We start from the raw sequence: 25,287 nt of genomic DNA, 5'->3' as shown, positions 1-25,287 counted from the left end.
GGGCGCGCAATCGCTATTAGTAGGTATTTCGCCTTCGGAGATTACCGTTTCACCTGCCGTTCAGGGGAGTAAGGCGTTTTTTTATTTTGTAATTCAAAATAATGCACTATCTTTGCAGGCGAATTCCAACGAACAGGGCGACCGTCCTGTTTTTGACAATCACATTCAACCGGAAATAAATTATGCAAGATCTGAAAGCGCTGGAAGGGAAAAGCCTTGCCGAACTGCGTGAAATAGCTAAAGCACTGGGCATCACCAATGTTATGGTGAAGAAGCGTGACCTGATAGCGAAAATAGCCGGAAGTGACTCCACGGAGGAGGCTCCCGCAAAAGATAAAAACGAAGAAATACACCAGGCTCCCGCAGCAGCCGCAGAACCGGCGCAGGAAACGGAGCCCCAGGCCGCCGAGGCCAAAGGCAAAGCGCCGCGCGGACGCCGTCCGCGGTTGTCGAAAACCGAAAGTGCAGCTCCCGCACCCAAGCAGGAGGTGATGCCCGAGCTCGAACTGCCGATGGAGATTACTCCCGAGGAAGAGCCGCAACCCATGCCCGCAGAGACCGGGACCGCAGAGCCGCAGCCCGAAGTACAGGCCGCGGAGCCGGTCAAGGCCGAGCCCAAGCGCCGGGGCCGCAAGCCCAAGGCACAGGAGGGGCAGGAAGAGGGTTCGACCGCATCCGTACAGGCGCAGAACGCCCATGCGGAACACGCTCCCCGCCACACCGAAGAGGAGGTCATCACCAAGGACGACTTCGCCGGAGAGATCGAAGGCGAAGGCGTGCTGGAAGTCATGCCCGACGGCTACGGATTCCTCCGCTCGGCCGATTACAACTACCTCAATTCCCCCGACGACATTTACGTTTCGCCTTCGCAGATCAAGCTCTTCGGTCTGAAACCCGGCGACACGGTGAACGGTGCGATACGTCCCCCGAAGGAGGGCGAAAAATATTTCCCGCTGGTGCGCGTGAACGAAATCAACGGCCTCAAACCCGAGTACATCCGCGACCGCGTGCAGTTCGAATACATGACGCCGCTGTTCCCCAGCGAGAAATTCTGCCTCACGGGCAACGGACACAACAACATGTCGACGCGTGTCGTAGACCTGTTTTCACCGATCGGCAAGGGCCAGCGCGCACTGATCGTGGCGCAGCCCAAGACCGGTAAAACGATGCTGTTGCAGTCGATCGCCAACGCCATTGCCGACAACCATCCGGAAGTCTACATGATCGTGCTGCTGATCGACGAACGCCCCGAGGAAGTAACTGAAATGGCCCGCAACGTAAAGGCGGAAGTCGTGGCTTCGACCTTCGACGAGCAGGCTTCGCGCCACGTGAAGGTGGCCGAAATGGTATTGGACAAGGCCAAGCGCATGGTCGAAAGCGGACACGATGTCGTGATTTTCCTCGATTCGATCACCCGTCTGGCACGCGCCTACAACTCCGTGCAGCCCGCATCGGGCAAGGTGCTTTCGGGAGGTGTCGACGCCAATGCGCTGCACAAACCCAAGCGTTTCTTCGGTGCGGCCCGCAACACGGAGGAAAAAGGTTCGCTGACGATTATCGCCACGGCGCTGATCGACACCGGTTCGAAGATGGACGAAGTGATCTTCGAGGAGTTCAAGGGTACGGGTAACATGGAGTTGCAGCTGGACCGCAAGCTGGCCAACAAGCGCGTCTACCCGGCAGTCGACGTGATCGCCTCGGGAACCCGCCGCGAAGACCTGCTCTTGCCGCGCGACGTGATGAACCGCACGTGGGTGCTGCGCAAGTATCTTTCGGATATGACGCCCGTCGAAGCCATGGAGTTCCTCCAGAAGCAAATGGGCCTTACCGACACCAACGAGGAGTTCCTCGCAACGATGAACCACTAAGCGCGCCGCCCCACGAACTGCAAACACCCCGGATAGATGAAAAAACTGTTTCTGATAAGTTTGTGCCTCCTTTTCGCCCGCGGGGCTTTTGCGTGGGGACAGAAGGGACACGACGTGACGGCCTACATCGCCGAATGCCATCTGACGCCCGAAGCGGCGGATAAGGTCCATAAAGCCCTCGACGGTTATTCGCCCGTATATATCGCCAACTGGCTCGACTTCGCCAGCTACTGGCCCGAATACGCCTACTCGAAGACCTGGCATTACCTGAACATCGACGAAGGCCAGACGCTGGAAACAATGCCCCGGAATCCCAAAGGCGACGTGCTGACGGCGGTAACGGAGATCACCGAAAAGCTCAAATCGGGAAAACTCACGCCCGAAGAGGAGACGCTGAACCTCAAAATGCTGATCCATCTGGTCGGGGACATGCACTGCCCGATGCACCTCGGACGGCTGAGCGACCTGGGCGGCAACAAGCGTCCCGTGCGTTTTTTCGGCCGCGAGACGAACCTGCACTCAGCCTGGGATACGAACATTCCCGAAGCGGTGCACAACTGGAGTTACAGCGAGTGGCAGCAGCAGATCGACCGGCTGACGGACGAAGAGGCTGCACAGATCGTAGCGGGGGAGCCTGCCGACTGGGTGAAGGAGACGCACGAAATCTGCAAAGAAATTTACGACTTCAGCCCCGAGGGGACGAAAATCTCGTACGACTACATTTTCAAGTATACGCCCGTCGTTGAAAAGCAGTTCCTGCGCGGCGGACGCCGCCTGGCACGCCTGCTAAACGAGATATACCAATAAATAAACACGAAACAGCGGGGCAGCCCGCATTACGAAAAAGCCGTCGTCCTTCGGGAACGATGGCTTTTTCGGTGTCGGCACGGGTTATTCGCCCGGTTTGTGGCGGTAACCCTCTTCGTCATAAACCGGACGGTCGTCCTCGACGATCTCGTCGATCCCGTCCGGAATACGGTCGTCGACCGGAATCTCGGTATCCACCAAATCGTCTTCGACCAGGGTCTCGTCGCGTTCGTCGCGGGCGTAGCCGTTGTTTTCGGTGGAAAGGACCGTGCGGTCGTTCCGGATTTCTATCTTTCCCATGGTTTTCAGTTTTTTAAATCGTTCCACCGATCTGCGGCAACAACAATACCACATTTATGCGACGACACGGTCACGGCCCGAACTCCCCCGGGAGGCATGCACAGCTACGCCGGATAGCTTTTGTTCACAAAATGTTCATTAAAAGCCCCGGAGGGTATTCGCTTTCCAGGGAACTATCCCTATATTTGTTTCCGTGCAAGGTTCTCCGCCGGCGGCTGCCGGCATGAGATCAAAAGGGAACTCCTGTGAAAATCAGGGACTATTCCCGTAGCTGTAAGCTCCGTTGCGTTCCGCACACTCTTTATGCCACTGTCCGCAGGGACGGGAAGGCGTGCGGGAGGAGCGAGTCAGAAGACCTGCCTTGCCGGGAACGGTATCCGCCTTCGGGATTTAGGGCGATACCCGGACCATTTTACACTGTCAATGTTTTCGACGAAAGAACGCCTCTCCCACGGTCACCGCAGGAGGGAACGGGACTTCGCACAGCGCCGGCACATAACAAATATGGGATAGATATGGGTATTTCGGAGATTTACATCGTCAAACGCGACGGCAAACGCGCAGCCTTCTCGGTCGAGAAGATCAAACGCGCGATCAGCAAAGCATTTCTCTCCGTAGGCGGATATGCCACGGACGACGACCTCACGTCGGTGCTGAGCCGCGTGCATGTGGCCGACGGCATGAACGTCGAGGAGATTCAGAACCAGGTGGAAGTGGCCCTGATGGCCGAACGTTATTTCGCCGTAGCCAAGAGCTACATGCTCTACCGCCAGAAACACACCGAGGACCGCGAAGACCGCGAAAAACTCGAATTCCTGATCAACTACTGCGATGCGTCGAACCCCGCGACGGGTTCGAAATACGATGCCAACGCCAACGTCGAAAACAAGAACATCGCCACGCTGATCGGAGAACTTCCGAAGCAGAACTTCATCCGCCTGAACCGCCGCCTGCTGACCGACCGCATCAAGGAGATGTACGGCAAAGAACTGTCGGACAAATACATGCGCCTGCTGAAAAACCATTTCATCTACAAAAACGACGAGACATCGATGGCCAACTACTGCGCCTCGATCACGATGTACCCGTGGCTGCTGGGCGGCACGCTGTCGGTGGGCGGCAATTCGACGCGCCCGACGAACCTCAAATCGTTCTGCGGCGGGTTCGTCAACATGGTCTTCATCGTCTCGTCGATGTTGTCGGGAGCCTGCGCCACACCCGAATTCCTGATGTACATGAATTATTTCGTCGAGCAGGAATACGGCGAAGACTACTACAAGCATGCGGACAAGGTCGTCGACCTCTCGAAAAAACAGCGTACGATCGACAAGATGATCACCGACTGCTTCGAGCAGATCGTTTACTCGATCAACCAGCCCACCGGGGCGCGCAACTTCCAGGCCGTGTTCTGGAACGTCGCCTACTACGACCGTTACTATTTCGAATCGCTCTTCGGGGAATTCGTCTTCCCGGACGGTTCGAAACCCCACTGGGAGTCGTTGTCATGGTTGCAGAAGCGCTTTATGACGTGGTTCAACCGCGAGCGCACGAAAACCGTCCTGACGTTCCCCGTCGAGACGATGGCACTGCTGACTAAAGACGGCGACGCGATGGACCGGGAGTGGGGCGACTTCACGGCCGAGATGTACGCCGCAGGGCACTCGTTCTTCACCTACATCAGCGACAACGCCGATTCGCTGTCGTCGTGCTGCCGCCTGCGAAACGAGATCCAGGACAACGGGTTCAGCTACACGCTGGGCGCGGGCGGCGTTTCGACCGGCTCGAAGAGCGTACTGACGATCAACCTCAATCGCTGCATCCAGTATGCCGCAAAGAACGGCATGCACTACATGACTTACCTGGAAGAGGTCGTGGACCTGGTCCACAAGGTGCAGATGGCCTACAACGAGAACCTCAAGGAGCTGAAGGCCAAAGGCATGCTGCCGCTCTTCGATGCGGGTTACATCAACCTCGCACGCCAATACCTCACGATCGGCGTCAACGGGCTGGTCGAGGCGGCGGAGGCACTCGGCATCCGGATCGACGACAACGACGACTATGCGGCATTCGTGCAGCAGGTGCTCGGGCTGATCGAGCGCTACAACAAGAAATACCGCTCGAAGGAGGTGATGTTCAACTGCGAGATGATTCCGGCGGAAAACGTCGGCGTGAAGCATGCCAAGTGGGATCGCGAAGACGGATATGCCGTGCCGCGCGACTGTTACAACTCCTATTTCTACGTCGTCGAGGACGAGTCGCTGAACGTCATCGACAAGTTCCGCCTCCACGGCCGCAAATATATCGACCATCTCACGGGCGGCTCGGCGCTGCACATGAACCTCGAAGAGCATCTCTCGAAGGAGCAGTACCGCCACCTGCTGCGCGTAGCGGCCACCGAAGGGTGCAACTACTTTACGTTCAACATCCCCAACACGGTCTGCAACAAGTGCGGGCACATCGACAAACGCTACCTGAAGGAGTGTCCCGAGTGCCACTCGGACAACCTGGATTACCTGACGCGCGTGATCGGCTACATGAAGCGCGTCTCGAACTTCTCGGCGGCGCGTCAGCAGGAGGCGTCGCGGCGCTTCTACGCAAAAGCTGAGTAAATGGTAAAGTATCACAATTTCGACGTGGTGTTCGCGGAAATCCCGGGCGAAACGACGCTGGCGTTCAACATCACGAACTGCCCCAACCGCTGCCCGGGATGCCACAGTCCGCACCTTGCGGCTGACGAAGGCCGCGAACTCGACGACGCGGAACTGCTGGCCCTGCTGGCCTGCTACGGGCGTTCGGTAACCTGCGTCTGCTTCATGGGCGGCGACGCCGAGCCGCACACGATCGCCCGGCTGGCGGGTATCGTGCGGAAGACCTATCCGATCCTGCATACGGGCTGGTACTCGGGGCGGGAGACGCTGCCGGAAGGCTTCGAGACCACGGCGTTCGATTTCATCAAACTGGGCGGCTGGGTCGAAGCGCAGGGTCCGCTCTCGTCGCCGACGACCAACCAGCGGCTCTACCGGATAGGACCGGACGGCGGGATGGAGGACATCACGGAGCGATTCCGGCGCAAGCCGTGACACACATACTTTGTCGGTGGGAGCCGGAAAATTAGAGATTAGTTCAACGTTGTCTGCCATACAACGATTTACTGCCGGCTCCCACAGGCAAAAAAAATCCGTCCTCAATGGACGGATTTTATTAATTTTGCACCATGGATTTTTCAGCTCACTACATTGCAGAAGATTTTACGGCGGAACTTCCCGTCGCCGACTACATCGCCCGCTTCCGCGACGCCGGGCGAATAGCCCGTTATTGCCAGGATTGCAGCAACTACGGACGAAGCTGGGGCTGCCCGCCGTTCAACTTCAACGAGGCCGAGTACCTCACACGCTACGAAACGGCATTGATCATAGCCACGAAGATCACGCCGAAAAAGCCCGGCATCCCGATTTCGGAGGCAAAGCACCTGATCCGTCCCGAACGACAACGGCTCGAACGGCGGCTGCTCGAAATGGAAGGGCAGTACGGCGGACGGTCGTTCGCCTATGTCGGAACGTGTCTTTACTGCCCTGAAGGGGAGTGCACGCGCCCTGAAGGCAGGCCCTGCCGCCATCCGCAACTGGTACGGCCATCGCTCGAAGCCTGCGGGTTCGACATCGAACGCACGACCTCCGAACTGTTCGGCATCCACCTGAAATGGGGCAGCGAAGGGTTGATACCCGAATACCTGACGCTCGTATGCGGGTTCTTCCACGACACGAAAAAGATCGTATGGAACGGATAAAGGCCGTTTTCAACTGGAGCGGCGGCAAAGATTCGGCCCATGCCCTGTGGCGGGCCGTCCGGTCGGACCGATATGAAATCGCAGCCCTGCTGACGACGGTAAACCGCGACACGCACCGCTCGACGATGCACGGGATTCCGATGCCGTTGTTACAGGCGCAGGCCGAAAGCATCGGCATTCCGCTCCGTGTAGCCGACCTGACGCCCAAAGGCAATATGGAGGATTATGCAGAAGCGATGTCCCGTGCCGTGGAGCAGTTCAAGGCCCAGGGTGTGACGCATTTCATTTTCGGCGACATCTTCCTGCACGACGTGCGGAAATACCGCGAACAGCAACTTGCGCCGCATGGAATCGAGGTCGTGGAACCGCTGTGGGGTCAATCGTCGGAGGCAGTCATGCGCGATTACCTCGCGACGGGACTGAAAACAGTCGTCGTGACGACCATGGCCGACGGTCTCGGAGCCAGCGCTATCGGCCAGGTGATCGACGCCGGGTTCGTCGCATCGCTGCCCGCCGGGACCGACCCCAACGGGGAAAACGGCGAATACCACACCTTCTGCTACGACGGTCCGATCTTCCGCTCGCCCGTGCCGTTCCGGCTCGGGAAACCCTTCAGCGAGAGCTACGACATCCGCCTCGACGACGGAAAGACGAAGACCTACACCTACTGGTTCGCCGACCTGAAGGAAGCGTAATTCGTCAGAGGTTGATCTGGTTGCCTTCGGCAAAAAGAGAGTCGAGGATCAGACACAACTCGGAGACGAGTTCGTCCTTTTCCAGTTCGCCGCTGAGGGAGAAGAATTTGCCCTGGGGCGTGCAATACTGCACCGTACTGGCGACTTCACACGATTCGATGCCGCAGATAATAACCGCATCGACATCGTTTTCGTGGCGCAGCATGGCGTTGTAGAATGCCAGCAGATAGCGCGGTGTGCTGATCGCAGGAACGAGTATCATCGTTCCCGACGCGTCGAATTTATCAGGGGAATTCACCACTTTCAGGCCGTACTTGCCTGCAATGCGTCCGGCGGTCTCGGCCGACGCTCCATACAGTACAATATTCATAACTGTCGTTTTTAAGAAAAGACGCGGCCAATGCAGGTTTCTATACTTGGGGATGGCGATTAAGGTATTCTCTTCACCGCGTCTTTCGGTTTATACAAATAGCAAGATCAAAAGCTGCGCCGCCAGCACCCGCAGGAACATCGACAGCGGATAAACGGTCGCATAGCCGACCGACGGAGCGTCGGACGACGTTTGCTCGGCCGAATAGGCCAGCGCAGGCGGGTTGGTCGACGCCCCCGAGAGGACGCCGATCAGCGTATAATAGTTGAGTTTATAGTAAAAACGCCCGAAAAGTCCCGCCAGCAGCAACGGCACGACGGTAATCACGGCTCCGTAGGCGATCCAGACGTATCCGCCCGCGAGGAGCGTCGGGACGAAATCCTCGCCCGCGCCCAGCCCCACACCCGCCAGGAAAAGCGAAATGCCCACTTCGCGCAGCATCAGGTTGGCCGACATCGTAGTATAGGTGACCAGTTTGTAGTGCGGTCCGTAGCGGCCGATCAGGATGGCGACGATCAGCGGGCCGCCGGCCAGTCCCAGTTTGACTGGCTGCGGAACGCCCGGAATCCAGAACGAGATGCTGCCCAGCACCACGCCCAGCGCAATGCCGATAAAAATAGGGATCAGATTGGGATGGTTGAGCCGCTTGAGCGAATTGCCGAAAAGCCGCTCGGCATGGGCTACCGACAATTCGGGGCCCACGACCGTCACGCGGTCGCCGATTTGCAGTTGCAGGTTCCCGGAAGCTACCAGGTCGATGCCCGAACGGTTGATGCGCGTGATGGTCACTCCGCAGGTGTTGCGGACGCGCAGTTCGGCGAGGGTCTTGCCGTTGAGTTCGGGCTTGGTGATCAGGATGCGGCGCGAAATCATCGTCTTGTCCTGGATCATCGGCGCGGCGTCGACCTCCCGGCCGAGCAGGGCGACCAGCGCTTCGACATCACGCGGCGCAGCTACCAGCAGGATCCGGTCGCCGCAGTGGAGCGCCGTATCAGCGTCGGCCAGTTCGGGACTTCCGCCGGGACGGCTGATGCGCGAGATGACGAAATCGCGCAGCGCAAGGCTGTGGATATCGGCAATGGTTTTTCCATCGACGGCCGCATTGGTGATCTCGACGGAAAGACGACGGGATACCGCGTCTTTCTGTACATCCATGCCCTGTCCGGCGGCGGCTTCTTCCTTCTGCACATTGATACGCAGCAGGTAGCGAAGTCCGACCAGCGTGAGGATGGCCCCGATGACACCCAGCGGGTAGGCCACGGCATAACCCGTGGCGATGTCCGGCGCATCGGCCCCGGCATGCAGGTCGCTGAAAGCCTGCTGGGCGGCGCCCAGGCCCGGCGTATTCGTAACAGCGCCCGACATCACGCCGACCATCGTCGTTATGGAAAGGCCTGTGATATAATAAAGCGCGACCGTCGTGGCGACGCCGAGCAGCACTACCAGCACAGCCAGCTTATTCAGGGTAATACCGCCTTTGCGGAAAGACGAAAAGAATCCGGGGCCGACCTGCAGACCGATGGAATAGACGAAAAGGATGAGTCCGAACTCCTTGAGAAAGTGCATCAGGTGCTGGTCGATATTCATTCCGAAGTAGCCGAAGGCGATGCCGACGAACAGGATGCCCGTCACTCCCAGCGACACACCGGCGACTTTCAGTTTGCCCAACATGATGCCCAATGCAACGACCAGTGCCAGGATCAGCACCGAGTGGGCAACTCCGCCGCCCCAAAGCGACTCGGACCCAAATAATAATCGTTCGAGTAATTCCATAAGCGTCATCCTCATCAAACCGACCCTGATCCGGTAAAAACCGCGTGCCGGAAAGGCACGAATCCGGAGGCAGGCCGAAACAAAAACCATTCAGTAATTACAGCCGATATCAAATGCCCATTCCGCGGGGTTACCTGATGTCGAATCGATCTGGCAGGTCTTCTGACTGACTCCCGTTCCGAAGCCTTCCCGATCCCCTTAGGGACCAGTGGCCGAGATGTTCGGAACGAAAACGGAGCTACACAGCAGCGGGTCTGTCCGGGACTTACACCCGATTCCCTTTTCACTCCCTCCCGCATCCGGGAACAGGAGAACCAAACCTGTGGCAAAGATAGCGGTTATTCCCGAAAAACTGGTCGAAAGTCCGGATTATTTTCGCAAAACGGCGTCACGACGCGCTGAGGCAGGCATTTCCAGACCCGGAAACAAATTACCCCCGTTCCGGAAAAAACAGGCCGGAACCGGGGTAAGGGAAAAGACCGGCATGTCACAGCTCGACAGCCGAAAGATCGGCAAAAGCCTGCCGGTAGTCCCGTTCGGCAGACAAAGCCTGATTGACCGTATCGTAATACAGCCCTATCTCGACGATGTAATCCAACAACGATATTTCGCCTGCGTTCAAGGCTTTGGCCAGCAATTCCGTGTTGTTGAGCGACGACAGCGAAGCACGGTATTTGGCCGCCGTCTGCCGCAGCCCGTCGGCACGCAGGTAGAGCGTTTGCAGTTGGTCGTAAAACTGCTGCCGGGCCTCCTCCTGCCGGGCTTCCGCCGCAATGACAGCGGTTTTGGCCTGCTTCACCTTGTTCTTGTTGCCCCACAGGGGAATCGACATTCCGACCGTGACGCCCTGGTAAGCCTGTCCCAGCGTCTTTTCACGCATATAACCCGCCGAAAAGGTCGGCAGGGCCTGCGTCTTGTTGAGCTTCACCTCCTTTTTACTCACTTCGACCTGGGTGCGGACGTATTGCAGCAGCGGATTCTGCTGCTCGGCATCGGCATACCACGCCTCGAAATCGGCGGGCAGCTCCTGTGCGCCGTAAAGCATATCGTCGAACTGCACGGGAGCACCGCCGTTGAGCCGCGCCAGTTGCGAGAGCAGGGCGGCGCGTTCAACCTCGATGCGCGCCATTTCACCCTCGACGGCCGAGAGGTTCAACTGTACCTTGTTGTACTCCAACCGGTTGGCGTCGCCGCGTTCCAGCCGTTCGCCATAGCCTTCGGCCAGCGTTCGGGCGTATCGGAGCCGTTTGGCGACCTCCGCCCGAAGAGCATTGTAATAGGTGAGTTCGATGCAGTATCGCTTCGCTTCCAGCAGCACCTTGATCCGCTCCGACTTGTATTGCAGTCCGACAAGGCGGTTCCTGTCATCGGCCAACCGGTTTTTCATGCCGCTGATCGTGGCGATGTCGAACGACTGCGTGACGCGAATGTCGTTGCGGTTGCCGATGCCGCCCGGCGACCCCCACAGGTAGCTGAACTCCACATCGGGACCGGGCAGGAAAATGTCGGTTTTATTGGCCAGTTGTTCCGCGGCGACCTCCTCGCGGAGCGCCCGGAGCGTCGTGTTGTTCTCTTCGACCGAGCGCAGCACGGCGTCGGTCGCGTTCTGGGCCGCAAGCGGGGAAACCGCCAGCAATGCCGCTGCAATCCATAGTATCTTTTTCATGGTCTTATTCTTCGGTTAAGGTTTCCGCGGCCACGGTTTCGCGCCGACTGTACATATAGGAATACATGATGGGGATGATGAAGCCGTTGAGCAGCGTCGAACTCATCAGTCCGCCGAGAATCACCTTGGCCATCGGACTCTGGATTTCGTTGCCGGGCAGATCGCCGCCCAACGCCAGGGGGATCAGCGCCAGCCCCGACGTAAGGGCGGTCATCAGGATCGGGTTCAGGCGATCGAGCGAACCGCGGACGACGCTTTCGCGGACCGATGCGCCCGAAGCATGCAGGGAGTTGTAACGGTCGATCAACAGCATACCGTTGCGCGTCGCAATGCCGAACAGCGAGATGAAGCCGATGATGGCCGGGATACTCATGACGCCCTGCGTGAAGAAGATGCTCACCACGCCGCCGATCAGCGCCAACGGCAGGTTCAACAGGATCACCAACGACAGCCGGACGCTTCGAAACTCTTTGAACAGCAGCAGGAAAATTACGAGGATCGAAAATACCGAAACGATCAGGATCGTCCGCGAAGCCGCCTGCTCGCTTTCGAACTGCCCGCCGTACTCGACATGATAACCTTCCGGAAGTGTAATCCGGGTGTCGATGCGGTCGCGGATGTCGTTCACCACGCCCCGCAGGTCACGCCCTGCGACGTTGGCCGAAACGACGATCTTGCGCGACACGTTCTCGCGGCTGATCGTGTTGGGACCGGAAGCCGAAACCACCTCGGCGATATTTTCGAGCGGAACCTTGCGGCCGTTGGCATCGACGATGAGTTTGCGGATGCGTTCGGCGCTCTCGCGGCTGGGATCGTCCACCTTCAGCGTGAGGTCGAACGAACGATTGCCCTCGTAAACCTGCGAGACGACCTCGCCGCCCAGCATCACGCGGACGATTTCGGCAAATTCGGGCAGCGTCACGCCGTATTTGGCCAGCATTTCGCGCCTGGGTTCGATGCGCAGCTGCGGCCGCTCGACCTGCTGCTCGACGTTCAGGTCGGCAATACCCGGGACATCGGCCACGGCGGCCTTGATCTCGTTGCCCAGTTCGTACATCTTGGTGAGGTCCGAGCCGAAGAGCTTGACGGCGATATTGGCCCGCGTACCGGACAGCATGGCGTCGATACGGTGGGTGATCGGTGCGCCTATTTCGATGTTCGCACCCGGAATGACCTTGATCTTTTCGCGGACCTCGGCCAGCACCTCGTCCTTCGACCGCTTGCCGAGCACGAACGGGGCTTCGATCTCCGAGGTATTCACACCCAATGCGTGTTCGTCGAGTTCGGCGCGGCCGGTCTTGCGGCCTACGGTCTGAATCTCGGGAACCGAGAGCAGAATCTCCTCGGCCATGCGGCCGATGCGGTCGGACTCTTCGAGGGAAATGCCGGGCAGGGTGCTGACGTTGATCGTAAACGAACCTTCGTTGAACGGCGGCAGGAAACTGCGCCCGAAGGTCGAGAGCATGACTACGGCGGCGACGAATACCGCGGCGGTCGATCCCAGCACGATGCGTTTGTGGCACAACGCCCATTCGAGCGCCTTTTCATAACCGGCCTTGAGCTTGCGCGCCACATAGGGCTCCTTGCCGCCCCGGTCCGCTTTGGGATTGCCCAGCAGGTAGCTCGACAGCACGGGCGTAAGGGTCAGCGCCACGAACGTCGAGGCAAAGAGCGCGATGACGAACGTGATGCCCAGCGGCGCCAGCATGCGGCCCTCCATGCCCGAGAGAAAGAACAGCGGTGCGAAGCTGGCCACGATGATGAGCGTCGAATTGAGGATCGGCATACGCACCTCCTTCGAGGCTTCGTAAACCACCTCGATAACGCCGAGCTGCTCCGCCTTCGGTTTGCGGCGGTTCTCGCGCAGGCGTTTGTAGACGTTCTCCACATCGACAATCGCATCGTCGACGAGCGACCCGATGGCGATGGCGATACCTCCGAGGCTCATGGTGTTGATGGTCAGCCCCAGGAGTTTGAGCGTCAGGATGGCCACGAGGATCGAAATGGGAATCGTGACGAGCGAAATGACCGTCGTACGGACGTTCATCAGGAAGATGAACAGCACGATGACGACGAAAACGGCGCCTTCGTAAAGCGATTTTTGGACGTTGTCGATCGAACTGTCGATGAAACGCGCCTGCCGGAAAATGTCGGTCGAAACTTTCACGTCGGCGGGAAGCGACTTTTGCAGCTCGGCCAGCGAGCGGTCGAGCTTTTCGGTCAGTTCGAGCGTACTGGTCGACGGCTGTTTGGTGACGGTCATCAGCACGGCCGGAATGCCGCGTTCGGATGCGACGCCCAGCTTGGGGGCTTTGGCGCCGATGCGGACTTCGGCGATGTCGTCCAGCGTCACCGGAATGTCGCCCGGACTTTTTACGACCGCTTTTTTCAACTCCTCGACCTTATCGGTCGAAAGCACGCCGCGGACGATGTATTCGTTGCCGAATTCATACAGCACGCCGCCCGAAGCATTGCGGTTCATCTCCTGCACCACGGCGATCACCTCGTCCAGCCCGACGCCGAAGTGCTTCATCCGGCCCGGGTCGAGCAGAATCTGGTACTCCTTGATATCGCCGCCCATAACCGTGACCTGCGCCACGCCGCCCGTGGACAAAAGGCGCGGACGGATCGTCCAGTCGGCCAGCGTACGCAGCTCCCGCAGCGAAGTGGTGTCGGCCGTGAGGCCGATGATCATCAGCTCGCCGAGGATCGACGACTGGGGTCCGAGCGTCGGCTGGCCCACGTTCGAGGGCAGCGATTCGCCCACGACGGCCAGTTTTTCGGAGACGATCTGACGGGCGCGGTAGATGTCCGTGCCCCAGTCGAACTCGACCCAGACGATCGAGAATCCGGTGGTCGACGACGACCGCACACGGCGGACATCGGTAGCGCCGTTTACGGCGGTTTCTACGGGGAAAGTCACCAGCCGCTCGACCTCTTCGGGAGCCATGCCCTTGGCCTCGGTCATCACAACGACCGTCGGGGCATTGAGGTCGGGAAATACGTCTACCTCCATCCGGCTCGCGGTATATCCGCCCGCGAGGATCAGCAGCACCGCGCCGACAAGTACGACGATGCGGTTATCGAGTGAAAAACGAATTATTCGGTTCAGCATGGAAGCAGGGGATTAGTGGGTGTGACCTTCGGGAACGATCGAAGAGGTGGCCGCCAGCTTGACCTGATAGGCTCCTTTCGACACGACGCGTTCACCGCCGGAAAGCCCCGAAAGGATGCGGACCCGCTCGCCGTCGCTCTGGCCGGGTTTGACTTCGCGTTTGAGATACCCGTCATCGTCGACCTGCACGTAGACGAAATAGACGCCCTGCTCCTCGGTGAGCGCCGTAACGGGAACGGAAATAACGTCCTGCTGCGGTGCGCCGAGCAGGAACACCTCGACGAACGAGCCGGGAACCACCTCGCCCGTGTTGTCGAACTCGAAAGTCACGGGGATATAGAACGACGTTTTGTCGGAACTTTTACCCACCGAAAGCAGGCGGCCGCCGAGCGCGGCCAGTTCATAGGTTTTGTTATCGTAAGGCGTGACGAAATTCGCCCCGGCGACGGTTTTCAGTTCGCCGAACCGGCTGGGCGGCACGTCGGCGCGGAGTTGAAGGCGGCGGTTCTGCGACACGGTGGCAACAGGCTGTCCGACGGTCACATAGTCGCCCTGACCGACCAGCCGGCTGGTGATGTATCCCCCGATGGGCGACGTGACGCGCACGCCCGAGGCCGTCATGTCGGCAGCCTGCGCCTCGTAAGTCGTCCGGGCGTTCTCATAGCGCAGGCGCACCTGCTCGAACTCTTTGGCCGAAATGATCTGGTCGGCAACCAGTCCTTTGGCACGTTCATACTCCTTGAGCGCCGTTTCGTAGGCGATCTTCGCCTTGGCGGCAGGGTCGCCGTCGGCGAGGTTCTTCGCCGAGATCGTCACGACGGTTGCTCCCGCCGCGACCGGGGCGCCGACAGTCATGGTTTGCCGGGGGAACGACACGACACCGTTGGCCGTTGCCACGATCGTCGCTTCGTCGCCCTGGGCGGCGCGTATTTCGCCGCTCGTACGGATAACATTTCTGAATGCAGCGGGCTTCACGGTATCGATCTTCAAACCGGCAAAGGCTGCCTGTTCCTTGCTGAAAACGATTTCATCCGCATGGCCTTCATTTGTGTGATCGTGCCCGTCACCTTCGGTATGAGTTTCCGCGCCGTGGTCGTGCCCGTCGCCTTCGGTGTGTTCGACAGCCTGTCCGCTGTTGCATCCGGCAAGCAGGAGTGCAGCAACAGCCGCCGCTCCGAGAATCTGTTTTTTCATCTTTCGGTCGTTTATATACGGATGCGGTTCGTGCATCCGGTTTCAGTTTAACTACAAGAGGATTATGCAATTATCATGCATAAGAAATTCCGCCCCGGGAAATGCCGGAACAGAACATGCGTGCGGAGAAAAACAGGATTTTCCGCTTATGAAAGGGTGGGAGGGGCACGCAATCCGCCGCCCGCAACGGGCACGACGGAGGTATAGGCGATGATACAGAGACCGTATCCCGCATGCCGGAGCGAGACCGCAGGGGCAGGCAGGGTCGGTGAAACGGCCTGCAAGGCAGGTTGTACGCAGGGAGCCGCAACGCCCGTCAACACATCCGACGGAGCATAGGACGCATGGACAACGCATCCTTCGGATTCGCTCTCGCCGGAAGCGTCATGCCCCGTGTGGCGGTCGTTATAGATTGAATCGGCCTTGCATAACTCCGCAACCGTACACACCGCATTTCCGTGATGATGATGCGGCACGAGCGACAGCGCAGTTAAAACCAGCGCCGCCGCCGACAGGAACAGTATGGAGACGATTCGTTTCACTGGGGCAAAGATAGATGTATTTTCGTGCAACCTGATTGCAAAAGCATTATTTTTTTGCAGTGCAAGCAGGGCAGAGGCCTTTCAGAACACAGTTAACACTCTGAAGCGTAAAGCCTTCGGGCAGCGCGACCCATCGGTTTATTTTATCATGTTCTGTATCCGGACGGCATTCAGGATGGCGATCAGGGCTGCACCCCGGTTGCAAAGAGGGCGATGCCAGTCTACCGGCGGCCGGAGAAGAGATCGAGCAACTGTTTCCGCTTCACAGGTTTGGCCAGGAAGGCATTGCATCCCGCATCCATGGCGCTGACCCTGTCGGAATCGAAAGCATTAGCCGTCAGTGCGACGATCGGAACTTCGGCGTTGAACTCCCGGATCTTCCGGGTCGCCTCCAAACCTCCCATGACGGGCATCTTCAGGTCCATCAGCACGAGGTCGAAATTCCGGCTGCGAACCTCCTCGACGGCCTCCACGCCGTTAGCCGCCCGCGTGAGATCGTAGTTCTTGAGGATATGCCGCACCAGCGAATAGTTGCTGTCGTTGTCCTCGGCGACCAGGATTTTCAGCTTCCGGTCCGGGGCTCCGCCGTCCGACAGACAGGCGTTCGGAAGGGACGGATCGGACGGGCCTGTGTATCCCGGCCTCGATACCTCACACGGCACCCAGGCCCAGAAGGTCGATCCCACGCCCGGTTCAGAAGTGAATCCGATCTCGCCGCCCGCAGCCTCGACGATAGCCTTGGAGATCGCCAGCCCGAGCCCCGTACCCTGCGCGAATTCGTTGAGTTTCTGGAACCGGCCGAAAACCCGGTCCTGGAGCTTCTTCGGAATACCCGTTCCGGTATCCTCTACATAAACCCGGATGCCCTCCCTTTCGACGGAATATCCCATCCGAATATGTCCGGACCTGGTGCATTTCACCGCATTGGTCAGAAAATTCATCCACACCTGCTTGAGACGGTTGCAATCGAGTACGATCCAGCAGCCCGAACAGGGGTTGTCCTGCAGCAACTCGACATCCGGACTGGTGATCTTGGCCCGGATCATCGTGTACAGTTCGCTGCAGACCTGCGACAGGTCGAATTTCTCCCGCTTGCGTTCGAGAGTTCCCGATTCGATCCTCGAGAGGTCCAGAATATCGTTGATGAGCCGCAGCAGCAGTTCGTTGTTGGACTCGATAACGCGCCAGTACTCGGCCTTCTCATCCGGATCGTCGCAGTCGACCAGCAATTCGGAAAAACCGACAATGGCGTTCAGCGGCGTGCGTATCTCGTGGCTCATATTGGCCAGGAAGGCCGATTTGAGCCGGTCGGAAAGCTCGGCCCGGTCTTTCATATCCTTCAGGTCCTGGGCCATCTTTTCCCATTTGGTATTGTTGAAGGCGATACCGGTGTAACGAATGACGTTCCCCTTTTTATCCCAATCGGAAGGGAGCCCCGTAACGATCAGGGTCTGCCACTCCTGGTCCCATTTGGTCCGGGAACGGTATTGCAGACTGAACTCCTTGTTCGTACCCCGGAACATGCTTTCGATATTTTCCCGGACACGCTCCGTATCGTCGGGATGGGCGGCATTCAGGTAATCTTCGGGCGAAATACTCTTTTCGGACCTGTAATCGTTCACCGGATCGTTGAACGACCGGTATTGCCCGGTCTTCACGTCGAAGTCCCAGTAGGACATGCCGACGGTCTTGAACGTAAGGTCCATCTTATAGTTCCGCTCCTTGAGCTCCTCGTTCAACTGGTGGAGTTTGGAGATGTTCTGCCGGAATCCCGTGAACCGCGAGACTCCGCCGTTTTCATCCCTCTCAAACGGAACGCCCGTGACGTTCCAGTACTGCCACACATTGTCGTATTTGGTTTGCATACGGCAGGAGAAGTCGACGTTGAGCTGTTTGCCCGACAACATGGTCTGGATGGCATCGTTGACCGAAGAGCGGTCTTCGGGATGGACCACGGCCAGGTAATCGTCCACGGAGACCAGACGGTCCGAAGCGTAATCGTTGACCGGATCGTTGTAAGACTCGAATTTCTGCGTCCGCACGTCGAAATCCCAATGGACGATGTCGTTGATCTTCATGGCCAATTCGCGCTTGGCCAGAAGGTCATGGGTCCGCTTGGTCATCCGGATCTTTTCGGTCACGTCCAGTTGAGTGCCGATGATCTGCAGTTTGCCCCGGTGTTCGGTAGAGAGACGCATTCGGCTCTCGTAATGGCGGTACTGCCCTTCGTCTTTATTGAAGACGCGTACGGTGATCTGCCCCTGCAAAACCTCCCGGCGAGCCAGCCGGTCAAAGAGTTCCGCCACGGGAACACGGTCCTGCGGATAGAGTTTGGCCAGCAATTCGTCCAGCGTCATGCCGTTGCCGATGATCGGGGTCCCGTAGAGCGATCCGAACACACCTTTGCGCACATCGTAGACCCACGAAGACATGTTTGCCGCAGCCATAGCCATCTCCAGGTTCTTCTTGCTCTCTTCGGTGCGGTACTCGGCCTCTTTGGTGGAGGTCACGTCGTTGGTGAGAAGTATGTGTCCGACAATAGCGCCGTCCCGGTTGCGAATGGCGAAAACCTTGACTTCGTAAATGATGGTATTCTTGTTCCGTGTCGAGAAATACTCCTGGTTGATCCGGTCGAAGTCGTATTCGAATTCCAGGACGATCTCTTCGCCGGATCTGATCTTCGCATCGAGCTGTTCGTCGACGTAGGGGCTGTCGAACAGGTTTACCTTATCGACCACCGCAGCCCGCTCGACGCCGTACATCAGCCGCGCCCGTTCGTTCAGCGCGCGCAGAATTCCGTCGGCATCATAAATCTCGACTCCCATCGGCAGGGAGGCATATACACGTTCCGTAAAGAATATCTGTTCGTGCAGCAATTCGGACATATTCTTCTCAAATAACATTTTGCCCGCTTTTCGGGCGGCGGCTTCAGTTTGCTTCATTTATAAGGTATTGTTTCTATCGTATGATATGGACCGTTCGCCGGTATTCCGAGGGAGACATCTTCGTATGCAGGCGGAAAAAGCGGCTCAGCGAAGACTGGTTGGCGAACCCTGCTTTCCGGGCCACATCCTTTATGTCGAAGGTTGCGTTCCGGAGCAGTTTCTTTATTTCAAGGACGACATGATCTGCGATCACCTCACGCGCAGACTGGCCGTTCATCTCCTGAACGACCCGGGTCAGGTAAGAAGTCGATATGCACAACTTGTCGGCGTAAAACGGAATCTCCCGGTGCGTTTTGAAATGCTCGGAAACCAGCATGACGAATTTGAAGGCGATGTTCTCCTTGTTGGAGTTCGCGAGCGGCTTCTCCCCGGCGGCCATGACCTTCTGGAAATGGACGTAGAAATCCCAGAAATAGATGCGCAGCAGGTGCAGGATGGTCTCCCGGCGGAAATTGGAATCGTCGCTGCGGCCCCGGAAATCGATTACGCGGCAAAAACCCAGGAACCGCACGGCTTCGCTCCGGTTCAGGCGGAGCTGGAAATTCTTCCGCATGTAAAAAAAGAAATCGGGAGTGATCTTTCCCAGCCCGCTCATAATATCGAGAAACATATCCTTGTCGAACCTGAAAAAGGTCATTGCAAAATCATCGCTGACATCACGGATCGACACCTGTTGCAACGGCAGGACGGTCACCAGATCGTTCCTGGATATCCGGCGGCTCACCGAAAAAACCTTTATTACGGCGGTCCCCCGGGTACAGATTCCCCCGAACCCTTCCTCCATGTACGCGTCATGTTCGCCGGCCGGAAGGGCCGATATGTCGGTATATATATGAAAACTGTCGTGCATCTGCAGTAAATCGCCCAAACGGGAGAATAAAAATAGGGCATTCGTATTTTATTGCACGATTTACTGCAAAAATTGAACGCAAATCACCTGTTTCGGTGCCAAAAACAGGAAGAGGCCGGAATCATATCCAGCCTCCCTCTGTACGAACGTGGCGGCATCCGCCGCCACGAAACCGCCTGTCAGCCGAGTTCGGCCAGGATCTGCCGGACAATCGCCTCGTCGGTATCGGTGACGGAGTATTCGGGAACACCGGCGCACCCGCCCATCGAAACCTGCGGATTGCGGAAGCGCATCGCGCTCTCCCGTTCCCTGCGGGCACTGAAGTGCAGGGCGTCCACCCCCGCGGCGGTCAACAGGCGGGCGTTCGACGGACCGACGCCGCTTCCCGCCATGATCTCGATACGTCCGGCCGCCTGAGCCACCAATGCGCGCAGCGTTCCGAGCCCCTCCTGCGCCGTATTACGGCCCCCGGAGGTGAGCACCCGGCGGCATCCGGTCCGGACGACCGCTTCGAGCGCCCGCAACGGATCGCTCGCCATGTCAAACGCGCGATGGAACGTCACCTCCATCCCCGCCGCTTCGCGCACGAGCTGCGCCGTGCGCGCCTCGTCCACCTCTCCCTCCGGGGTCAGCAGTCCGAAAACTACGCCGTCGGCCCCGCATTCGCGGGCGAAGCGTATCTCTTCGGCCATCAGCGCCGTTTCGGCATCCGTATAGAGGAAATCCCCGCCCCGGGGCCGTATCATCACACTCAGCCGCAGGCCGGGCAGGCGCCGGGCATAGCGGATCAGCCCGGCAGAAGGAGTCGTACCGCCTTCGAGGGGCGCAGCGCAGAGTTCGATGCGCGTGACGCCCGTCCGCCGGGCAATGTCGCACGCATCGCAGGTATAGGCACAAAGTTCCGTTGTCATGGTTTTCAGTTATAATTGGCGTACCGTGTGCAGGAGGCGGTCGCCGAGACCGATCGTATAGCCGTGCGATTCGAACACGACGCGGTTGAACGTGTCGCCGACGATAAAAACCGGAAGCGGAACGGTCTCCGGCAGATGCATCGCTTCGAGGAGGTGTCTGCGGACGGAGCCACCGCGGTCGATGCCGAACGTAACGGTTCGCGGAAGCGGAGCGGCGGGCGAGGCCGCATATTTCCGGTAGGCCCGCTCGTCGGGAAAGAGCAGGATGATCGAACGCCCCCATTTTTCCAGTTCCGCGGCTTTCACGGCGATGTCCTTCAGCGCATGATCGGTAGGCTCCTGCCCGACACCGACGAGGCCGACTGCGAAATAGCCGCGCCCTGCGGTGAGCAGTACCGAAGTTTCCGTCCCCGTCGCAGCGTCGATGAATTTCGACTCGGAATCGAAACTCCCGATCACACGGACCGCTTCCGAGTTGTCACGCATCACCAGGCCGGTTTGGGTCGTGCTGTCCGGCCGGACATTGAAGAACGACACGTTTGCGAGCACGCTGCCGTCGGCGAGCCGGCTGCCCGTCACGAGCATATAATAGCCGATTTCCAGATCGGCGGGAGTGCGGAACAATTTGCTCCAATTCTCAAAATCGGGATAGTTCAGCAACGAGAAGGAGTTTCCGTCGAAACGCGACAGGGTATAATGCCTGAAATATTCCGGATCGTCGAGACGCGGAATCGGCGCATAGCCGAGCTTCAGCCTGCCGGTTTCCAGCCGCCGGTCGTCCGCCGCTTCGAAATCGACGAGCACCTCCTTTCCGGCATAGCGGTAGAAGAGGTTTCCCGTCACGCGGTCGATCCACGCCGGAATGCCGAGCGAGCGGGCCGCGGCCACGAAAAAGATAGCGCGAGATGGCCCGTCTGCCGTTCTGCTGCGCCATACGCCTTCGGGCGAAACGGTTGTGGAGACGGTACAGAACTCGGGACGCAGCGTCAGGCTGTCGCGACACCACCCGACAAGACGCTGCGGATCATCGCGGAAAGCAGCGGCATCGGCGGCCGGAATTTCACGCTGCAGGAACGACCGATAGGGCGTAAGCATCTCATTGGCCGCACGCGGAGCCAGCACGGTCGCGGCATCGGCATCCTTGTCCGTGTTATAAAGATGGTCCGCAAGCACCGCCGCCGGAGTGTCGCGCAGATCCTTTTCCGGCAGGGTCGCGAGCAGTTGCAGGGCACGCCTGGCATATCCTTTCCGGCTCGCTTCGCGCAGGAAATCCATGACCTCGGCGTGATTGCCGCGCGAAGCGGCGATAAATCCGGCCACATCGTCCGGCTTCATGCCAACGGAGCGAGCAAACTCCGCGACGGCGGGTTTCGCCGGGAAAGTAGCGATATAGGCGTTGCGGATGGAGTCTTCGCAGTTGAAGCGGCGGTCGTTCTCTGTACGCTGTGCAGCTGTCACGTCCGGCAAGTCGGCGTTCCCGGCCGGGGGAACCACATCGACAGAAAACGAAAATTCATCGCCGATTGCGTGATCGAGGACAACCGTCACCTGCGGCTCCCTGCCGAACGAGACCTTCCGGAGGCCGAACCGTCCGTCGCAGGCGGCCGTAACGAGCATATCGCCCAGCCCCGCCGACAGCGATGTCCGTCCCTGTTCGTCGGTTGTTTTGCGCGAAACGGTATAAAACTCGGCATAGTTGTAGAGCTTGAACTCCACAACCGCACCCGCCACCGGATTCCCCGCGGTATCGGAGACAGTCACCGCAAGCGGGGCGCAGGCGGCATAATTCGAGATCACGTTGATTTCGGTATAGTTAGCCGTGGTTTTCATCACCTCCTCCGGACCGTCGTAATAGCCGAATACCTTGGTGTGCATCAGCATTCCGCGGCTGGCCGGGGCGTTGAACCACCCGAGGTTCAGCACCGGTTCCGGCTCGCAGGCCCCGAGGAAATACCACCGCCCGTCGGCCCAGGCCTCGACCCAGGCGTGGTTGTCGTCGGTATGCGCCCAGCGGGGCGTGTAAACCTGCCGGGCCGGGATGCCCACCGACCGCAGGGCCGCGACGAGCAGGGTAGACTCCTCGCCGCAACGGCCGTAGGCCGTGCGCACCGTGGCCAGCGGCGAGCTGGTCCGCGCGTCCGACGGCTGGTAGTTGGCCTTCTCGTGACACCAGTGATTCACTTCCAGAACGGCGTCGTACATCGACAGCCCAGCAACACGCGGTTTGAGACAGTCGTGAAATACCCGGCGCGAATCGTCGAGGTGCTCGTTGTTCACCCGCACGGGAAGCACGAAATGCCGAAACAGGTCGTCGGAAACGGCACGCCCCCAAGGCATCTCCTGCCGGGTAGCCAGCGTGCTGCGCACGTTTTCAAGGTAGAAGCCGCCCGGATAGTCGGTAATATCTCCCACGGGCATGTAGGCATAAAGGAACATCATGGCTTCGCGTTCCTGCCGCGTCATCGGGTCGCCGAACACCCGGAACAGGTCGCCCCGGGGCAGTAATTCCTGCTTGTAGCGGAAATCGGCCTCTACCCGCCGCATGAAGCGGCTGTCGCCGGCCGAAGAACACGCCGACAAGATCCCCACAAGCATCAGCAGGCCGGCAAACAACTGTAATTTTCGTTTCATCGGATCGTAAGTTCTATGATTCGGTCTGTGTCCTGCGGGATATCCTGCAGGTGCAGGACGATCCCTTTTCCCCGGAGCGCGTCAAACTTCACCCGTTCGCCGTTGTTCAGACACCGGGCGCTCCCAACCTTTTCCGCGAGCGGCAGGTACAGCGCATCGTCCTGCAAATCGAGCACATGCACATAGAGTTTGTCGTCCTTGCGCGTCGTCACGCCCCAGTCGTGCGGCGGGATGTCGCCGCCGCGGGTTCCGTAGATGCTTTTGCCGTACCGCGCGAGCCATTCGCCCATCTCCCGCAACCGTTCGACCGCTTTTGCAGGCAGCTTCCCGTCGGGTTGGGGACCGATATTGAGCAACAGGTTCCCGTTGCGCCCCGCAGCCCGCACGAGGTAGCGGATCAGCGTTCGGGCCGGTTTGTAGTCGAGGTCGGTAATCTTGTAACCCCACATGCCGTTCATCGTCTGGCACGTTTCGAGCGGTAGACGGCCGATCTCCTGCCCCGAAAGCCCGGCAGTATTCTCGCCGGGAAGGTCGCGCTCGAAAATCTGAATATCCTCCCCCTCGAACGGGACGAGGTGGTGGTTGTTACCCACCAGACAGGCTGGCTGGATGCCGTGGATATGGTCGTACAGCCCTCGGAGTTTCCAGTCGAAACCGGGATTTCGGTCCTGGTCCCACACCCCGTCGAACCACACGGCTCCGATCGGGCCGTAACCGGTCAGCAGTTCCGTGAGCTGGTTTTTCATGAAGTCGTAATAGTGCGCATAGTCGATCGCCGTTCCGGGACGCCCCGTCCCGAGCCCCGTCCTGCCGCGCGGACAATCGTCGCGGAACCAGTCGATCAGCGAGTAATAAAGGTGCAGTTTTATTCCCTGCCGGCCGCACTCGTCACAGAGGGCTTTCACGATGTCCCGCCCGTAAGGGGTGGCGTCCACGATGTCGTAATCCGACTGCGCGGTGTCCCACATCGAAAAACCGTCGTGGTGGCGCGTCGTGAAGCAAACATACCCCGCGCCCGAAGACTTGATCGCCGACACCCATTCCGAAGCATCGAAATCGTGCGGATAGAACGCATTGGCCAGCTTGGCGTACTCCTGATAATTGATGTCGCGGTTGGTCATCGTCCATTCGCCCGTACCGAGCAGGGAGTAGAGCCCCCAGTGCAGGAAGATGCCGAATTTGGCATCCTGAAACTCCTTCCGCGCCCGAAGATTCTCCCCGGCAGGCACGTAAGGGGGCGCCGGCCGGGCCGGGCCAATCCAGCAAATGACGGCGCAGACCGCCGTAAGCAACAGTTTATTCATCGTATTTCAGTTTTCGGTTGTTTGCAGATCTAAAGTTAACATAAATCCGCGAAAATCACACCGGTCGTTCTTTTTTTTCAACGCTGCAAATTACCGCATGCCGGCTGCCGCAGCCGAAGCGCTCCTGCAAAAAAACTCTTTGTCGTATAAATTATACTTTTCTCCGTATATATTATAATAGGTATAACCGGGACCGAACTTCGCCCGGATGCCCCGGACCGACGCAAAACGAGGATTCGAATTACAAAAAACAACAATTATGCAGGATTAAAATTACATTTTTTATAGTCAATATTGATTTTCACAAACATTTTTACGATTTTTGTATCAGTAACAACTCCTAAACAAGAAGATAATTCTTGCATATTTCAAATATGTTTTCTATTTTTGGGCGACATATATGAAAGTGTAAGTTTATTCTCACAGTGGAATCTGGAAAATTCAATTGGAGAGAGAATAAGCAGGTTTTTTCTTCTTGCGTCATATCCATATCTATCGGATATAGCGTGGAGTTGTTGCTTATTTTATC

At 58.5% G+C, this 25,287-nt stretch carries 18 protein-coding genes and 2 riboswitches; of the genes, 6 read left to right on the top strand and 12 right to left on the bottom strand.

The window, feature by feature from the left end; all coding sequences use genetic code 11:
- The first annotated feature begins 182 nt into the window (after positions 1-182).
- Both rho and I2E69_RS07290 read left to right on the top strand, forming a co-directional pair.
- Complete coding sequence (rho, locus tag I2E69_RS07295) at positions 183-1,868, top strand: transcription termination factor Rho (protein ID WP_195460385.1); 1,686 nt, start codon at positions 183-185, stop codon at positions 1,866-1,868.
- Between the two features lie 36 nt (positions 1,869-1,904).
- Positions 1,905-2,675, top strand: coding sequence for a S1/P1 nuclease (locus tag I2E69_RS07290; protein ID WP_195460383.1), 771 nt, complete (start codon positions 1,905-1,907; stop codon positions 2,673-2,675).
- An 84-nt stretch (positions 2,676-2,759) separates the two neighbouring features.
- On the opposite strand, the gene I2E69_RS07285 is transcribed toward I2E69_RS07290, so the two are convergent.
- Positions 2,760-2,975 carry a hypothetical protein gene (locus tag I2E69_RS07285; protein WP_195460380.1) on the bottom strand — a complete coding sequence of 72 codons (216 nt, stop codon included), beginning with the start codon at positions 2,973-2,975 and terminating at the stop codon, positions 2,760-2,762.
- Between the two features lie 181 nt (positions 2,976-3,156).
- Positions 3,157-3,354: riboswitch (cobalamin riboswitch) on the top strand.
- Positions 3,355-3,490: 136 nt separating this feature from the next.
- On the opposite strand from I2E69_RS07285, the gene nrdD reads away from it, so the two are divergent.
- From nrdD to I2E69_RS07265, 4 genes are all read left to right on the top strand, one after another.
- The gene (nrdD, locus tag I2E69_RS07280; RefSeq protein WP_195460378.1) at positions 3,491-5,584 is read left to right on the top strand and encodes an anaerobic ribonucleoside-triphosphate reductase; all 2,094 of its coding nucleotides are present in this window, start codon (positions 3,491-3,493) and stop codon (positions 5,582-5,584) included.
- On the top strand, positions 5,585-6,055 hold the full coding sequence (locus I2E69_RS07275) for an anaerobic ribonucleoside-triphosphate reductase activating protein (RefSeq protein ID WP_195460376.1): 471 nt from the start codon (positions 5,585-5,587) through the stop codon (positions 6,053-6,055).
- Positions 6,056-6,189: 134 nt separating this feature from the next.
- On the top strand, positions 6,190-6,762 hold the full coding sequence (locus I2E69_RS07270) for a DUF2284 domain-containing protein (protein WP_195460375.1): 573 nt from the start codon (positions 6,190-6,192) through the stop codon (positions 6,760-6,762).
- On the top strand, positions 6,750-7,457 hold the full coding sequence (locus I2E69_RS07265; RefSeq protein ID WP_195460373.1) for an adenine nucleotide alpha hydrolase: 708 nt from the start codon (positions 6,750-6,752) through the stop codon (positions 7,455-7,457). Before I2E69_RS07270 ends, I2E69_RS07265 begins: the two co-directional genes overlap by 13 nt.
- A gap of 4 nt (positions 7,458-7,461) precedes the next feature.
- Here the strand turns inward: I2E69_RS07265 and I2E69_RS07260 are convergent, their stop codons facing one another.
- From I2E69_RS07260 to I2E69_RS07210, 11 genes are all read right to left on the bottom strand, one after another.
- Complete coding sequence (locus tag I2E69_RS07260) at positions 7,462-7,827, bottom strand: hypothetical protein (RefSeq protein ID WP_195460371.1); 366 nt, start codon at positions 7,825-7,827, stop codon at positions 7,462-7,464.
- Positions 7,828-7,917: 90 nt separating this feature from the next.
- On the bottom strand, positions 7,918-9,600 hold the full coding sequence (locus I2E69_RS07255) for a putative transporter (RefSeq protein ID WP_195460369.1): 1,683 nt from the start codon (positions 9,598-9,600) through the stop codon (positions 7,918-7,920).
- A 134-nt stretch (positions 9,601-9,734) separates the two neighbouring features.
- A riboswitch (cobalamin riboswitch) is annotated at positions 9,735-9,934 on the bottom strand.
- A gap of 153 nt (positions 9,935-10,087) precedes the next feature.
- On the bottom strand, positions 10,088-11,266 hold the full coding sequence (locus I2E69_RS07250) for a TolC family protein (RefSeq protein WP_195460367.1): 1,179 nt from the start codon (positions 11,264-11,266) through the stop codon (positions 10,088-10,090).
- Positions 11,267-11,270: 4 nt separating this feature from the next.
- Positions 11,271-14,381 (bottom strand): efflux RND transporter permease subunit, encoded by a 3,111-nt coding sequence (locus I2E69_RS07245; protein WP_195460365.1) that lies wholly within the window; start codon positions 14,379-14,381, stop codon positions 11,271-11,273.
- 12 nt (positions 14,382-14,393) lie between these two features.
- Positions 14,394-15,575, bottom strand: a complete 1,182-nt coding sequence (locus I2E69_RS07240) for an efflux RND transporter periplasmic adaptor subunit (RefSeq protein WP_195460363.1) — start codon at positions 15,573-15,575, stop codon at positions 14,394-14,396.
- A gap of 146 nt (positions 15,576-15,721) precedes the next feature.
- Entirely contained in the window at positions 15,722-16,117 is a 396-nt protein-coding gene (locus tag I2E69_RS07235; RefSeq protein ID WP_195460362.1) for a DUF6769 family protein, read from the bottom strand.
- Between the two features lie 221 nt (positions 16,118-16,338).
- Complete coding sequence (locus tag I2E69_RS07230) at positions 16,339-19,059, bottom strand: response regulator (protein WP_195460361.1); 2,721 nt, start codon at positions 19,057-19,059, stop codon at positions 16,339-16,341.
- A gap of 16 nt (positions 19,060-19,075) precedes the next feature.
- A complete protein-coding gene (locus tag I2E69_RS07225) occupies positions 19,076-19,786 on the bottom strand; it encodes an AraC family transcriptional regulator (RefSeq protein WP_288331459.1) in 711 nt (236 codons plus the stop codon).
- Between the two features lie 305 nt (positions 19,787-20,091).
- A complete protein-coding gene (locus I2E69_RS07220; protein WP_195460359.1) occupies positions 20,092-20,823 on the bottom strand; it encodes a copper homeostasis protein CutC in 732 nt (243 codons plus the stop codon).
- 9 nt (positions 20,824-20,832) lie between these two features.
- On the bottom strand, positions 20,833-23,454 hold the full coding sequence (locus I2E69_RS07215; protein WP_195460357.1) for a transglutaminase domain-containing protein: 2,622 nt from the start codon (positions 23,452-23,454) through the stop codon (positions 20,833-20,835).
- Positions 23,451-24,758: an alpha-L-fucosidase gene (locus tag I2E69_RS07210; protein WP_195460355.1), complete on the bottom strand. Its 1,308-nt coding sequence runs from the start codon at positions 24,756-24,758 to the stop codon at positions 23,451-23,453. The genes I2E69_RS07215 and I2E69_RS07210 overlap by 4 nt, the downstream gene beginning before the upstream one ends.
- Positions 24,759-25,287: the final 529 nt, after the last annotated feature.

Source organism: Alistipes sp. D31t1_170403_E11 (assembly GCF_015553985.1).
Taxonomy (GTDB): Bacteria; Bacteroidota; Bacteroidia; order Bacteroidales; family Rikenellaceae; genus Alistipes; species Alistipes montrealensis.
This window is presented reverse-complemented; position numbering and strand designations above follow the sequence as displayed.

What these genes read in the sequence shown, in the direction of transcription:
- rho (WP_195460385.1), top strand. Translation starts at nt 183, where the DNA reads ATGCAAGATCTGAAAGCGCTGGAAGGGAAAAGCCTTGCCGAACTGCGT.
- I2E69_RS07290 (WP_195460383.1), top strand. Translation starts at nt 1,905, where the DNA reads ATGAAAAAACTGTTTCTGATAAGTTTGTGCCTCCTTTTCGCCCGCGGG.
- I2E69_RS07285 (WP_195460380.1), bottom strand. Translation starts at nt 2,975, where the DNA reads ATGGGAAAGATAGAAATCCGGAACGACCGCACGGTCCTTTCCACCGAA.
- nrdD (WP_195460378.1), top strand. Translation starts at nt 3,491, where the DNA reads ATGGGTATTTCGGAGATTTACATCGTCAAACGCGACGGCAAACGCGCA.
- I2E69_RS07275 (WP_195460376.1), top strand. Translation starts at nt 5,585, where the DNA reads ATGGTAAAGTATCACAATTTCGACGTGGTGTTCGCGGAAATCCCGGGC.
- I2E69_RS07270 (WP_195460375.1), top strand. Translation starts at nt 6,190, where the DNA reads ATGGATTTTTCAGCTCACTACATTGCAGAAGATTTTACGGCGGAACTT.
- I2E69_RS07265 (WP_195460373.1), top strand. Translation starts at nt 6,750, where the DNA reads ATGGAACGGATAAAGGCCGTTTTCAACTGGAGCGGCGGCAAAGATTCG.
- I2E69_RS07260 (WP_195460371.1), bottom strand. Translation starts at nt 7,827, where the DNA reads ATGAATATTGTACTGTATGGAGCGTCGGCCGAGACCGCCGGACGCATT.
- I2E69_RS07255 (WP_195460369.1), bottom strand. Translation starts at nt 9,600, where the DNA reads ATGGAATTACTCGAACGATTATTATTTGGGTCCGAGTCGCTTTGGGGC.
- I2E69_RS07250 (WP_195460367.1), bottom strand. Translation starts at nt 11,266, where the DNA reads ATGAAAAAGATACTATGGATTGCAGCGGCATTGCTGGCGGTTTCCCCG.
- I2E69_RS07245 (WP_195460365.1), bottom strand. Translation starts at nt 14,381, where the DNA reads ATGCTGAACCGAATAATTCGTTTTTCACTCGATAACCGCATCGTCGTA.
- I2E69_RS07240 (WP_195460363.1), bottom strand. Translation starts at nt 15,575, where the DNA reads ATGAAAAAACAGATTCTCGGAGCGGCGGCTGTTGCTGCACTCCTGCTT.
- I2E69_RS07230 (WP_195460361.1), bottom strand. Translation starts at nt 19,059, where the DNA reads ATGAAGCAAACTGAAGCCGCCGCCCGAAAAGCGGGCAAAATGTTATTT.
- I2E69_RS07220 (WP_195460359.1), bottom strand. Translation starts at nt 20,823, where the DNA reads ATGACAACGGAACTTTGTGCCTATACCTGCGATGCGTGCGACATTGCC.
- I2E69_RS07215 (WP_195460357.1), bottom strand. Translation starts at nt 23,454, where the DNA reads ATGAAACGAAAATTACAGTTGTTTGCCGGCCTGCTGATGCTTGTGGGG.
- I2E69_RS07210 (WP_195460355.1), bottom strand. Translation starts at nt 24,758, where the DNA reads ATGAATAAACTGTTGCTTACGGCGGTCTGCGCCGTCATTTGCTGGATT.